Source organism: Providencia sp. PROV174 (assembly GCF_028480685.1).
Classification (GTDB): Bacteria; Pseudomonadota; Gammaproteobacteria; order Enterobacterales; family Enterobacteriaceae; genus Providencia; species Providencia rettgeri.
This window is the reverse complement of record NZ_JAMPOT010000002.1, coordinates 155,155-166,812: the sequence shown is the minus strand read 5'-3', so window position 1 is coordinate 166,812 and position 11,658 is coordinate 155,155. Positions and strand designations below refer to the sequence as shown.

The window sequence follows — 11,658 nt, the reverse complement described above, 5'->3', positions numbered from 1 at the left end:
TCGCAGCGTTGTTGGTTACTCTTACGCAACTCTTTGAACTATTTCGAGCCTGTTTTTAATCATGTTATTCAGTAACCCGGAGCAGATGCTCCGGGAGGATACTTGTTAGGCGACGATTGGGAAGAAATAACCGAATAACATCGCACCTAAAATAGCGCCACCGGCAACCGGTTTTTGCCATACATAGAAAATCAATGCGCCGATTAAAGAACCAATCCCAATTGGAATAGAAGCTGCCATGGCGGCTAAGATAATCAATGGGCCTAAGAATCGACCTGAAGTATTACCCGCACCCATCATGACGTCTGCACCAAAGGTTGAGTTGGCTTGGGCAATGGTGAATTTACGTGCAAAGACAATCAGTAAACCGATTAATACACCAAGGAATAAACCCGTCACTAATGAAAGCCAGAAGTTAGTGACTAGAATATCCCACCCCGCAGCGAGGAATAGGGCAGGAACACCGAGCCCAATACCAGTTTGCAGCGCTCCACCAATATCTAAAATACCGACTAGTGATCCTTCGATAATGCGAGCAAATAAGAAACTTGCACCGAATGCGGCGACTGCACCGTAAACCCCTGTATCTAAGCCTGCACGTAACATGGCGACGAACGCCACTTCGTTAAATGCGCCAAAGCCGTAGACGACATACATGTGGGTACCTGCGAAGATCCCTGCGGATAGCAACCCAACAAAAATCGGAAAGGACCATTCTGCGTACCAAAAATCTTGTTTGTTAATTTCAGTTGTCATGATTATTTCCCGCTCAGCAGACCGTGGACGTATTCAAGCCACAATGGTTTATCTAGGTTGAAAGAGGTGATCATCTTCAGGTCGAATTCACGGAAGAAGCCGCTGAGAACGAACAAGAGAACCACGGTTACCATCATTGTGCGAGTGATACGGTTCCAGCCGTTGTCATCAACGCCTTTACCAATCAAGATACCTAAAACTAAACCAGGGATAGCATTCCCCATGATTAACTGAGCACAACCACCAAATAATGTTGCCCAGAAACCTGAACGACGCCCTGCATCCATGGCGGCTAACCAGAAGATGACTGGCATCACCGTGTTAACTAACAAGTTAGCGGCAGGCACTAGTACGTTAATAGCTGTTGTTTGCAGTGCAGCCGGAACTGCGGAAGCGGTTGTGTTTAAGAAGGCGACAACTAATGCCCCGATGATGGCACAAGCAATCGCCATTTTTTTCGGGTTATGCAGTGTGTCAGCAACACTACGGTTTTTGGTTAACAGCGCTGCCGCACCCCAGTTTGGGATGATGCGGTGGTCAACGTCTTGTGTAAATGCCCCTGCAGCAACTGATGATGCCCATGCATTAAAGAAAAATCCTAAGCCAAAAGAAAAGTGAGATGCTGGGTCGCCTTCACACGCGTTCAGCTCACCCAATGTACGGAATGCCCCCATGCCTTGTATGGTTGGTGCGTGGAACATACGCGCAGCCCCTGCGCCTAAGCCAAAGCCGCAGAGCCCACCGATGATCAGGGACATGCCCAATATTTCTAGAAAAGATGCAGTTTCACTCATGGAATTAACTCCAGACCTGATTGCTATTATTGTTCTGTAAATGGTATTTCGTTGACAGAAAGTAAAGTGACATCCAGCGAAACGTCGAGTACAACACGAAAATGTTCACGTTTGCGTGGCAAAAAGAGAAAAAGAAATTTTTCTGTCCGCGAATGAGAGTGAGCACTAATCACTTCAACATCCTTTGGTTCAATTCGTAGGATGATGTCTGTGCTGTTTTTCAGTACGGTTTTTTGAATTGAATTTAAGGCGTCAGCTATCGCTTTTTGCTTAGTGTCGCCTTGCCCTGTAACCCGTACAACCGTTTCGATAGATTTTTTCATTAAGCGTTGCCGTATTTTTTATTGAATGCTTTTACTAAGCGCTCGCCTAACTCTTCCTTGTCCATAAAACCGAAACCTAATACATTGCAACCGTCTGCAATTGCGGTTTCTCCCTCTTCAATGGAGCGCATCCCATAGCGAGCTTTATAGCCATACTTAGTTTGAGCCGTGATTGCACCAGCGCCACCACTTCCACAAAATGAGATCCCTAAATCGGCTTGTTCTGCGTTCATCACATCGCCAAGTTTCATGTCAGCGGCGACACCTGGAACAACAATCGCTTTACCGCCAGCAGCTTCAACACCCGCGGCTACTTTTTGGCCTTTACCTAAACGGTCACCGATAACAACAACTATCTGTTTCATAAAATATTCTCCAAATCCTACCAAATTAGTAATTAATCATTTGAACGTGCAACTTCAAAGTGAACAGAGAGTAAATAGGTCTCTTCAGGTGCTAAACCGGGAAGTGTGTCAACAACCCGTTGCGCGAGCGTAATCGAATGTTCAGAGATTTCATCAAATAGGCTGATATCAACTTCTGGTAAGGCTTCACCCGTTTTTGCTCTACCGACCATGGCACGTAAATGAGACTCCAACATCTGTTGTTGTACATCCGTGGTATAGCAATCCTCCTGCTTGAGCCAGTCAGTAATCACTGCTAGCAGTTTTTGTGTCACCTCATCAATATCAAGGTTATGTTCTAACATTTTAAAAACGACAACTGATTCACTCATAACTATTTAAAATCCAAAGTAATATTGCAAGTTAGACTACTCTGTTCCTTCATGTCTTATACATTAGACGTTTATTGGGATTTTTTGCAGGCAGTGAATTTCCACTTCAAAGTGGAAATTATTTGGAAATAAATATTAGCTGGATTGGTGTGTTTTTTGTTCTATATGGAAATTAAGTGGAAAAATTGACATCGATCAACTATCGAAAAAGGATAAAAATAACAATACTTCGAATAAAATATGTTGTTTATCAATTGATTATTTTTTTACATAAAAAATGGAATTGAAAAAAAGAACTGGAAAGAAAAGTGGAAACAATAAATGGAAACTATGTTGTGTTGATTGTAATAACTTCCACTTAGTTACTCTGTGCGTAAAACAGGCCGTTTAGGATAGGAAAATATTTGCGAGAGTTGTGGTTAGGATCACGTAAAAGTCAGCAATTTCCACTTTTCCACTACGAAGTGGAAGTTGCTATCAGATTAGAGGATACGTGCTAAGCTATCTTTAGCTATCACTTGGAATTCATTGAAATTTTTTACACTTACTAAGCGGCGAGTCGTTTTTTCCTTTACAAAGGTAACGAATAAATCATAAATAGCCATCGCTTCTTCATAGTCTGTTTTACTAATAGCTAACAAGAAAATGACATAAGCGTTCTCTTTGGTTTCTTTATTCCATTCAATGCCTTTCGGGGCCACAACGGTTGCAACCACCGTTTTATTAGCAAGTAAGCCTAAAGAGTGGGGTAATGCGATGCCTTCCCCAAGCAATGTGGAAACAATTGATTCACGTTCTTGTAGTGATGGATAAAAATCAGGGGTTACACAGCCTTCTTGCTGTAATTTATGGCAAACCATTTGAAAGAGCTCTTCTTGGCTAATTTTTTCATTAATGACCATGAAGAACCGTTCATCAAAAAAACGCTCAATAATATAAGGGCGGGTTTGATCTACCATAGCTAGGCGACCAACTTGCTCTAACTGATAGGGCGTTGGGAAAGGTGCGATTTTAATGACAGGCTTGTTTTTCTCTGAAATTCGTACTGTGGTAATTACGAAATCTTCAGTGACTTCATCCAAGGATTCATACTCTTGTAATGTTAACCCTCGGCTAAATTTGAGTTGTGGAAACTCACGCATGATTTTAGATTCAACCACGCGAAACGTGGAGTTTCCTGCATCGGTGACTACCAGTACTTCTGTTTGGCGAATTGACCCTGCGCCATAGTTACGTTCGAGGCTAACACCAATATGAACTGCAAGGTAACCCAGTTCATCTTCACTGATTGGATGAGGAAGTAATTGCTTACTTGCGCTGGTTAATGCACTGAGTGTGACGTCATAGGCAAACGGATAATATTGTTTAATATCAGATAATAATGGATTTGGCGTGGAAATATGATACTGCAGGCGCGTGATTAAGGCCGCAAGATGCGTATTGAGATCTTTTTTGAGCTTTTCATCATTTCGTAAGTCATAATTATATAATTCATTAATATAATTTAAAATATATTCACATAGCTCATTATGAGTACCACTTTTTTGCGCACTAGAGTCTTGGTTACTAATACGTTGGGCAACAATTTGGTCATGCAAATAGCTCAGTTCTGCCCCAGAAAGATCATTGCCAAGAAAGTAGATCAAACCGTTGGAGATTTCATCGCACGCTTTACGGATCACTTCTTCACTATCATCGTTTTTGACCGCAGTGGTGAGCTCATGGCCGCGAGTTATACGCAAAATAGTGACCGCACAATTAAAAACTAGGTATAAATGGCCTTCATTGCTAATCCGAATATCAAAACGATTCAAACTGTTATGTAATACTTTATCGATATATGACAGGTCTAAATTATCCAGACAATCGGGGCGGAAAGTGGTTAAATCAGGTGCTATCTGTGCGCAATAACGACGCCATAAAGTTTCAGTCATACAAGCTCGAACCGCCCACTCGCTACCATTCAAACGAATACCTTGGTGAGGAATACTTTCTAATGCAATTTGGTATTTTTGTAGCTGTTCTCTCACCGCACCCATATCTTGTTGTAAAGTGCCTCGGCTGATAAACCATTCCTCAGCGATATCATCAAGCTTTACGGGAAGTGATAGCATTAAGAGCTTTAATAGCAGTGCATCAATGCGCTCTTTGCTCGTTCGAGGGATATGATTGTCTTCGTCATTTTGCTGAGTAAAGGTCGCAAATAGGGCTTCATCTTCAATGTTCAACCGGTAACCACGACCTCGTTCATACACAATATGTGCACGATATGGCTGTATCAATTCATTGATTTCATTGATATCAGAACGAATAGTTCGAGTAGAAACGGAAAAATTTTTTGCTAATTCGTCCTGAGGAACAACCTCATTCAGAATTTGAGCAAAAATTTGATTATGTCGTTGTTGAGTGAATAGAGCCACGGAAACACCTTTAAAATCAAAACGAAAAAGCATTTGAGCAAGAAAATTACGTGTTTTTTGCTCGCTAATGGCAGGACTCTAACACAAGCGTGTCAATATGTAGGATATGTAAATCATGAAATTTGCGAATCCGTTCGCAAAATTCATGCTGTTATAGCAGGAAAATGACTAGTTTTGTTCCCCAAGGTCGATTAGCAGGCCTCTAAACGGTTTATCTGCACTAATGATGATTTGATTATCATCTTGGATAAATGCCCCATCATTGCAATTCATCCTGAGTTGTTCGCCTTTTGGTGTTCGTAATGTTGCTCCACCATGTATAGACTGAAGGAATGAATTTTTTCCTTTTAGCGTGATCGCTGTTGATTCATTGGCTGCTAAGTGAATTTGAGTGATCCAAATTTGTTGACGTAATTGAATGCTTTGATCTTCCCCGTCAGGAGAGGCGATAAGCTTACTCTCATTTTCACTAATGGCTATTTTTTGCAAGGGTAAAGATTCTTGCTGTGGGCAAGCATTTAGCCACAGCTGCAAACGCGTTAGTGGTGTTTTAGGGCACACATTTTGTTCACTGTAGCTAAGATCTGGGCGTGGTGAAAAACGCACACATTCACCTTCATCCGCTTGGATGGTATTACCTAGACTATCTCGATATTCTGCATGCCCTTTTAGGATGATATTTAAGATATCGACATGTGGGTAGGTTCTTGGCTGTAGCGCATTTTGTGGCGCAATAACCTCTTGATTCAGCACTCTGAGTGTTTTAAAACCCATAAAATCTGGGTCAAAATAATGGCCAAATGAAAAGGAATAACGCGCTTGCAGCCAACCATAATCAGCTTTTCCGCAATGGTTAGCGGGTCTCAGTGTCATCATAATGGTTAACCCCCATCGAAAATAAATAAGTTAATAATCTATTGTTATAATAAATAGCTGGACGTTGAATTGTTAGCCAGTTAATCTGTTTCCCTTGTTCAAATTTCCTGAAAGAGAAACTTCATGAGTAAAGAGAGAGCATTAACGCTTGAATCATTAAGGGTTATGGATGCAATCGATCGCCGTGGTAGTTTTGCTGCAGCTGCTGAAGAGTTGGGGCGGGTCCCATCTGCGCTAAGCTATACCATGCAAAAATTAGAAGAAGAGCTCGATGTCATTTTATTTGACCGTTCAGGGCATAGAACTAAATTTACGAATGTCGGTAGGATGTTACTTGATAGAGGAAGGATCCTACTTGAAGCTGCTGATAAGCTAACATCTGACGCGGAAGCCCTTGCAAAAGGATGGGAAACGCATTTAACCATCGTGTGCGAGGCTTTAGTTCCTGCTCATTCACTCTTTCCACTGGTGGAACGATTGGCGGAAAAATCAGAAACACAGTTATCTTTGATTACTGAAGTATTGGCGGGAGCATGGGAACGCCTTGAAAGCGGCAAAGCGGATATCGTCATTGCTCCTGATATGCATTTTCGGTCATCTTCAGAAATTAACTCTAAATCGTTATACACCATTAATCATATTTATGTAGCGAGCCCGGATCACCCCATTCATCAAGAACCTGAACCATTATCTGATGCGACTCGAGTGAAGTACCGTGGAATTGCAGTGGCTGATACCGCACGTGAGCGGCCTGTGATCACGGTACAGTTGTTGGATAAACAACAACGATTAACAGTGTCAACAATTGAAGATAAACACAATGCTTTATTGGCAGGCCTTGGTGTTGCAACGATGCCGTATCCAATGGTTGAACAAGATATTCGTGAAGGGCGTTTAAAAGTAGTTGGCGCAGAGTATAGCCATGAGACGAATATTATTATGGCATGGCGACGAGATAGTATGGGGGAGGCTAAGTCGTGGTGTCTCCGAGAAATCCCCAAATTATTCAGGGTGTAAACTCGTTATATTTTGAGCCGTAGGGGTGTTGGCTTCATTGAGTCACCCGAGTCACATACTTATGTATGCTCACGGGATGACTCAATTTGCCGCCTACCTACAACTCAAACTATTTAGAGTTTACGTATGTAGTTTGTGACTCGCGGTTTAATAGATATAAAATATTTTTAGGCCTGTTACCGTATAAATTATTTAGAAGTTAACCTGAGATTGAAAAATAAACCCATCAACATCAATTTACTGCCTACTGAGAATCGCTCACTTAAGTGATTTTCCCCCAACTGATTCAACGCCTTTTTTAGGCAAAAAAATACCTCCCGAGGGAGGTATAAGTTGGACAAACAAAATCAATAAGGTAATAAGGGTGATAATGAAATCGGAGTTACCATTTTTTGTTTAATAAATGGTCAATACTAAATTTCCCTGGGCCAGTCACAGCTAACAGTAAGAAACCGCCGGCAATAGTAAAGTTTTTCATAAACATTAAGCTATTTGGTGCAACGCTAAAATCGATATGGAACAGGAGTGCGGTTAATACCGTAAAGCCTGCTGTAAATAAAGCGACAGTTCGAGTTAAGAAGCCGAACAGAATTGCTAAGCCGCCGCCAAATTCTAATAAAATGGTTAAAGGTAATAAAAAGCCTGGAACGCCCATTGCTTGCATGTATTGTTGTGTTCCTGCGTATGCATCTCCCAGTTTTCCATACCCAGCGACAATGAACAGAATTGGCATCATAATGCGAGCTAATAATACCGCACCACTTTCTAAATTTTTCATTGAGATTCTCCAGACTAATAAGTCATTAAATATAAATTAGTTGCGATATATGTCGCTTTGTAGTGTTGTTTTCAGCACAAATAGGTAAGAAAACATTCGATGGACTTATAATAGTCATTTGCTTATTCAATAAAAAGCAAAGCTTATTCACAAAGATGGTCAAAAAATTTGAATAGTGATGAGGGGAAATGAGTTGAAGTGTCGTGGTTAGACTAACTTATTGATTTTAAGTTGAATTATTTCTTTCCTGCATTAATTGTACTTTGAATTGTTCTTACTATGCCCCACATTGTGAAGGCTTTTTTTCCTAATTGAAGTATGCGTTGTGGTTTTTTTAGTGAATAAATCGAAAGCAGGCCTGTTGCTGCAATAAATAAAGGACGGAAGGTAACGAAGGTTTTCCATGTACGGTCATAAGGGGCTGTCACATGCAGCCAATCTTCAGAGCTGGCAGCAAGGTCATTCCGTTGCTGCTCAATTCTGTTGAGTAACCGTTGTTTTCTTTCGGCAAGTAATTGGCGTTTATTTCTGGTCATTATCCTTACCTGCTAATGCATTTGCATCCTGGCTTAGTTGCTCCCGTGTGGAGCTCAATAAAGTAGACTGTTTCGCTTTTTTGAGCGCCCAAACAGCAAAGATAACGGCGAGTAGAACCAAACTCCCTGTCGTGATAGCCAGTGCTTGATATCGGTAAATAGGGTCTACAGACCAAAAAATGAGTCCAATTAGACACATCAGGCCAAAAGCAGTAAAAAGAAGTGCTAGCCCAACTAATAATAGCAGCTGGATAAAATTAACTTTCTCTTCTTCGAGCTCGACGGCAATGAGCTGAAGGCGAGTTTCAACAATATTAACGGTAATACTGGCGATGCGTTGCAGTATTTCAAGGACCCCTTTACCGGGGCCCTGACGTTGTTGATTTTGTTCCATAAGCAATTAACGTTTCGCGAGAAGTACGCCAAGAACTACACCAACGGCAGCACCAATACCGATACCAGTCCATGGGTTTTCTTTGACATAGTTGTCTGCGCGACCCGCAATTTCTTTAGTTTGTTCAGTGATCCTTTCGGTGGTTTGGCCGAGCCTAGCACGAGATGAGCAAAGTGCGTCTTTCGCTTTGGATTTCAAGCTTTCAATCTCTTCTTTCGACTTCTCGCCTGTATCATTCAATACGGCTTCAAGAGAATCTGCTAACGCTTTTAGTTCCGCGCGTAGGTCTTCTGATGAATGATTTGATGACATATAGAACCTCCTATCAATAGAAAAGAAACTTCACTGTATTAACAATAACTGTTTTTGCATTAAGTGCAATGAGTTATTCAATAATAAACCCGATATTAAGAAAAAATGTAAAAATTACAGATTTAAAAAATATCGTGTAATCAATTAATTAGAAATACAGCATGTGATGAGAAAGGAGGGAAGTAAAATTAAGTAAAATTAATAATGCGGGAACAAATTGGTTCCCGCATGTAGGATTAATTTGCTTTTTTGCTAGACAGTTTTTTCTTTACGACAACAGCAATACTACCGATTAACCCAAGGATTAATAAGCCTACAGGAATTAGCATTAATACATTCATAATGTGATGCTCATATTGTAGGAAGATTGGACTTTTACCAAAGCCATAACCGATAGCAGTTAAAATTAACACCCACAACAGACCACTTAACCAATTAAATACTTGGAAACGGCCATTCTGTAAACCTGCGAGACCTGCAATTGTTGGAAGTAGTGTTCTAACAAAAGCTAAAAAACGGCCAATTAATAAGGCAGTGAGGCCATGACGATGGAATAAGCCATGAGCGCGTTGGTGGTAGTGTTCGGGTAAGTGTGCTAGCCAGCCTTTAACAATACGTGTGTTCCCCAGCCATCGCCCTTGTATATAACCTACCCAGCAACCTAAACTGGCGCCAGCGGTTAAAATTACGATGGTGAGTGGATAACTTAATGTGCCTTTAGCGATGAGTACACCAACTAAAATCAACAAGCTATCGCCAGGTAAAAACGCTGCAGGTAATACCCCGTTTTCAAGAAACAAGATAGCGAACAGCATGAAATAAATCGACCACACTAACGCAGGGTTAGATAGGGTGACATAATCTTGGTGCCAAAGGGCGAAAAAAAGTTCTTTAACTAATTCCATTAATGTTTCCTAAACGGCAATAACAGCAACAAACTTGTTGTTGGGCAGGGAGAAATGGATTAAGTGAATGCCAAAGTGAAAGTAGTGTTTCCTCAGGCTGTTAGTGTAAAGCACGCTCACTTTAACAAAACAGAAAATAACTAAACAGCAAATTTTAAGCTTATTTTTAGAATTCATTTAAGTTTCGGCTGATTTTTACAAATTACTGTGTGGCATGTAACGATGTAAATTGCTTAAAAACGGCTATTAGCCTGCTTTTTGCTTAGAGTATGCGAAATATACTGGTTAATTTATCTTTTAATGTAAAAAAATAACGATAAAACAATAATGGCTAATTATTGCATTTTAAGACTATTTACCGTATCTTATCGCCATAGCAAAGGGGAGTAACTTCTTCTTGTCGGTTTATCGTCATTACGGTGTACTCATTACACCCGGTAGCCGAGCACCACAGTTCCCTGTTTTCGGGTTATTTGTGTTGTAAGTGAGACCTTGCCAGAAGGCGAGGTTTGCTCATAATTTACAACCAAAAGAAATAACTTGTGGTTAATGAATTTTAAGCGGCTGATGTCTTCTGGATATCAGCCGTTTTTTGTTTTTAAGGGAAAGGAAAATGCACTCAGTTGGTAACCCTATTTTATGGGGTAGTTTTGCCGTTATTATTTTACTTATGCTACTCATTGATTTGTTCTGGCAAGGGAAACACAAAGGCCAAGCAATGTCGATGAAACAGGCTGCGGCTTGGAGTATCGTGTGGGTAACGCTTTCGCTTCTCTTTGCGGCGGGCTTTTGGTGGTATCTTAATGAAAACGTGGGACGTGAGTTTGCCGATAGCCAAACAATAGCGTTCTTAACGGGTTATTTATTAGAAAAAGCATTAGCTATTGATAACGTATTTGTTTGGTTAATGCTCTTTAGTTATTTTGCAATCCCTGCAAATTTACAGCGTCGTGTGCTGGTTTATGGAGTATTAGGCGCTATCGTACTTCGTACAATTATGATTTTTGCAGGCAGTTGGTTAGTCACACAATTTAGCTGGATTTTATATGTATTTGGCTTGTTCTTGCTATTTACTGGTTTGAAAATGGCTTTTGCTAAAGAAGATGACTCGCCAATTACGGATAAACCGTTAGTAAAATGGGTTCGTTCTCATTTACGTATGACGGATGAATTGCATGGTGAAAAATTCTTTATTAAACGTAATGGTGTCCTGTTTGCGACTCCACTTATTTTAGTACTGATTTTAGTTGAAATTAGCGATGTGATATTTGCGGTGGACAGCATACCCGCTATTTTTGCGGTAACAACTGACCCATTCATTATTTTAACATCGAATTTATTTGCCATTTTAGGCCTACGTGCGATGTATTTCTTGTTGTCTGGGGTTGCTGAGAAGTTCTCAATGCTAAAATACGGTTTAGCAGTGATTTTAAGCTTTATCGGTATAAAAATGCTGTTAATCGATATTTTTCATATTCCAACGCCGATTTCGTTGGGGGTGATTGCGTCAATCTTAGTCGTAACGTTAATCATTAATGCCATTGTTAATAAACGTAACGAAGCAAAAAGTTAATTTAACTTTTTCACTTTTAAATCCTCTACTGTAAAAGTAGGGGATTTTTTTTAACTCTATGAAAATACTCAACCATTTTACTCCTCTCATTCTACTATAAGAAACAAAACTCTATTGAGATCACAGTTATGTAAAATGTTTGTTAAACAAAGTCAATCATTGTGTATATTTTGAATAATTGCCTTTTCAGGCGACTATTATTCCTTATACTTGCTGTGCAAACACATTTAATTCCTAA

14 protein-coding genes are annotated in these 11,658 nt (G+C 40.3%); 2 read left to right on the top strand and 12 right to left on the bottom strand.

Annotated features, from left to right (window positions below; genetic code table 11):
* Positions 1 to 105: 105 nt before the first annotated feature.
* The 7 genes from PSE60_RS00990 to PSE60_RS00960 all read right to left on the bottom strand — a co-directional run bounded on the left by PSE60_RS00990 (position 106) and on the right by PSE60_RS00960 (position 5,905).
* The gene (locus PSE60_RS00990) at positions 106 to 756 is read right to left on the bottom strand and encodes a DUF4310 family protein (RefSeq protein ID WP_004908356.1); all 651 of its coding nucleotides are present in this window, start codon (positions 754 to 756) and stop codon (positions 106 to 108) included.
* 2 nt (positions 757 to 758) lie between these two features.
* Positions 759 to 1,550: a DUF4311 domain-containing protein gene (locus PSE60_RS00985; RefSeq protein ID WP_102137903.1), complete on the bottom strand. Its 792-nt coding sequence runs from the start codon at positions 1,548 to 1,550 to the stop codon at positions 759 to 761.
* Between the two features lie 26 nt (positions 1,551 to 1,576).
* Positions 1,577 to 1,873: a DUF4312 family protein gene (locus PSE60_RS00980; protein ID WP_004258180.1), complete on the bottom strand. Its 297-nt coding sequence runs from the start codon at positions 1,871 to 1,873 to the stop codon at positions 1,577 to 1,579.
* Positions 1,873 to 2,238: an SFCGS family glycine-rich protein gene (locus tag PSE60_RS00975; protein ID WP_004908363.1), complete on the bottom strand. Its 366-nt coding sequence runs from the start codon at positions 2,236 to 2,238 to the stop codon at positions 1,873 to 1,875. Before PSE60_RS00975 ends, PSE60_RS00980 begins: the two co-directional genes overlap by 1 nt.
* 32 nt (positions 2,239 to 2,270) lie before the next feature.
* Entirely contained in the window at positions 2,271 to 2,609 is a 339-nt protein-coding gene (locus tag PSE60_RS00970; RefSeq protein WP_004908366.1) for a PRD domain-containing protein, read from the bottom strand.
* Between the two features lie 482 nt (positions 2,610 to 3,091).
* The gene (locus PSE60_RS00965) at positions 3,092 to 5,062 is read right to left on the bottom strand and encodes a BglG family transcription antiterminator (protein ID WP_336298599.1); all 1,971 of its coding nucleotides are present in this window, start codon (positions 5,060 to 5,062) and stop codon (positions 3,092 to 3,094) included.
* Positions 5,063 to 5,197: 135 nt separating this feature from the next.
* The gene (locus PSE60_RS00960) at positions 5,198 to 5,905 is read right to left on the bottom strand and encodes a pirin family protein (protein WP_272664326.1); all 708 of its coding nucleotides are present in this window, start codon (positions 5,903 to 5,905) and stop codon (positions 5,198 to 5,200) included.
* A 123-nt stretch (positions 5,906 to 6,028) separates the two neighbouring features.
* Between PSE60_RS00960 and PSE60_RS00955 the strand changes: the two genes are divergently transcribed.
* Positions 6,029 to 6,922: a LysR family transcriptional regulator gene (locus tag PSE60_RS00955; protein WP_210835883.1), complete on the top strand. Its 894-nt coding sequence runs from the start codon at positions 6,029 to 6,031 to the stop codon at positions 6,920 to 6,922.
* A 382-nt stretch (positions 6,923 to 7,304) separates the two neighbouring features.
* On the opposite strand, the gene PSE60_RS00950 is transcribed toward PSE60_RS00955, so the two are convergent.
* The 5 genes from PSE60_RS00950 to PSE60_RS00930 form a co-directional block, all read right to left on the bottom strand.
* Positions 7,305 to 7,700, bottom strand: a complete 396-nt coding sequence (locus tag PSE60_RS00950; protein WP_210835881.1) for a DoxX family protein — start codon at positions 7,698 to 7,700, stop codon at positions 7,305 to 7,307.
* A 236-nt stretch (positions 7,701 to 7,936) separates the two neighbouring features.
* A complete protein-coding gene (locus PSE60_RS00945) occupies positions 7,937 to 8,236 on the bottom strand; it encodes a YqjK-like family protein (RefSeq protein ID WP_210835879.1) in 300 nt (99 codons plus the stop codon).
* Positions 8,223 to 8,630 carry a phage holin family protein gene (locus tag PSE60_RS00940; protein WP_272664325.1) on the bottom strand — a complete coding sequence of 136 codons (408 nt, stop codon included), beginning with the start codon at positions 8,628 to 8,630 and terminating at the stop codon, positions 8,223 to 8,225. Before PSE60_RS00940 ends, PSE60_RS00945 begins: the two co-directional genes overlap by 14 nt.
* 6 nt (positions 8,631 to 8,636) lie before the next feature.
* Positions 8,637 to 8,942, bottom strand: coding sequence for a DUF883 family protein (locus PSE60_RS00935; RefSeq protein ID WP_210835876.1), 306 nt, complete (start codon positions 8,940 to 8,942; stop codon positions 8,637 to 8,639).
* 236 nt (positions 8,943 to 9,178) lie between these two features.
* On the bottom strand, positions 9,179 to 9,847 hold the full coding sequence (locus PSE60_RS00930; RefSeq protein WP_272664324.1) for a DedA family protein: 669 nt from the start codon (positions 9,845 to 9,847) through the stop codon (positions 9,179 to 9,181).
* A 613-nt stretch (positions 9,848 to 10,460) separates the two neighbouring features.
* Here PSE60_RS00930 and PSE60_RS00925 point away from each other — a divergent pair.
* Positions 10,461 to 11,420 (top strand): TerC family protein, encoded by a 960-nt coding sequence (locus PSE60_RS00925; RefSeq protein WP_272664323.1) that lies wholly within the window; start codon positions 10,461 to 10,463, stop codon positions 11,418 to 11,420.
* The last annotated feature ends 238 nt before the right edge of the window (positions 11,421 to 11,658 follow it).

Bases quoted from the DNA above. Each gene is read 5' to 3' on its own strand.
- PSE60_RS00990 (WP_004908356.1), bottom strand. From the start codon at position 756: ATGACAACTGAAATTAACAAACAAGATTTTTGGTACGCAGAATGGTCC.
- PSE60_RS00985 (WP_102137903.1), bottom strand. From the start codon at position 1,550: ATGAGTGAAACTGCATCTTTTCTAGAAATATTGGGCATGTCCCTGATC.
- PSE60_RS00980 (WP_004258180.1), bottom strand. From the start codon at position 1,873: ATGAAAAAATCTATCGAAACGGTTGTACGGGTTACAGGGCAAGGCGAC.
- PSE60_RS00975 (WP_004908363.1), bottom strand. From the start codon at position 2,238: ATGAAACAGATAGTTGTTGTTATCGGTGACCGTTTAGGTAAAGGCCAA.
- PSE60_RS00970 (WP_004908366.1), bottom strand. From the start codon at position 2,609: ATGAGTGAATCAGTTGTCGTTTTTAAAATGTTAGAACATAACCTTGAT.
- PSE60_RS00965 (WP_336298599.1), bottom strand. From the start codon at position 5,062: ATGCTTTTTCGTTTTGATTTTAAAGGTGTTTCCGTGGCTCTATTCACT.
- PSE60_RS00960 (WP_272664326.1), bottom strand. From the start codon at position 5,905: ATGATGACACTGAGACCCGCTAACCATTGCGGAAAAGCTGATTATGGT.
- PSE60_RS00955 (WP_210835883.1), top strand. From the start codon at position 6,029: ATGAGTAAAGAGAGAGCATTAACGCTTGAATCATTAAGGGTTATGGAT.
- PSE60_RS00950 (WP_210835881.1), bottom strand. From the start codon at position 7,700: ATGAAAAATTTAGAAAGTGGTGCGGTATTATTAGCTCGCATTATGATG.
- PSE60_RS00945 (WP_210835879.1), bottom strand. From the start codon at position 8,236: ATGACCAGAAATAAACGCCAATTACTTGCCGAAAGAAAACAACGGTTA.
- PSE60_RS00940 (WP_272664325.1), bottom strand. From the start codon at position 8,630: ATGGAACAAAATCAACAACGTCAGGGCCCCGGTAAAGGGGTCCTTGAA.
- PSE60_RS00935 (WP_210835876.1), bottom strand. From the start codon at position 8,942: ATGTCATCAAATCATTCATCAGAAGACCTACGCGCGGAACTAAAAGCG.
- PSE60_RS00930 (WP_272664324.1), bottom strand. From the start codon at position 9,847: ATGGAATTAGTTAAAGAACTTTTTTTCGCCCTTTGGCACCAAGATTAT.
- PSE60_RS00925 (WP_272664323.1), top strand. From the start codon at position 10,461: ATGCACTCAGTTGGTAACCCTATTTTATGGGGTAGTTTTGCCGTTATT.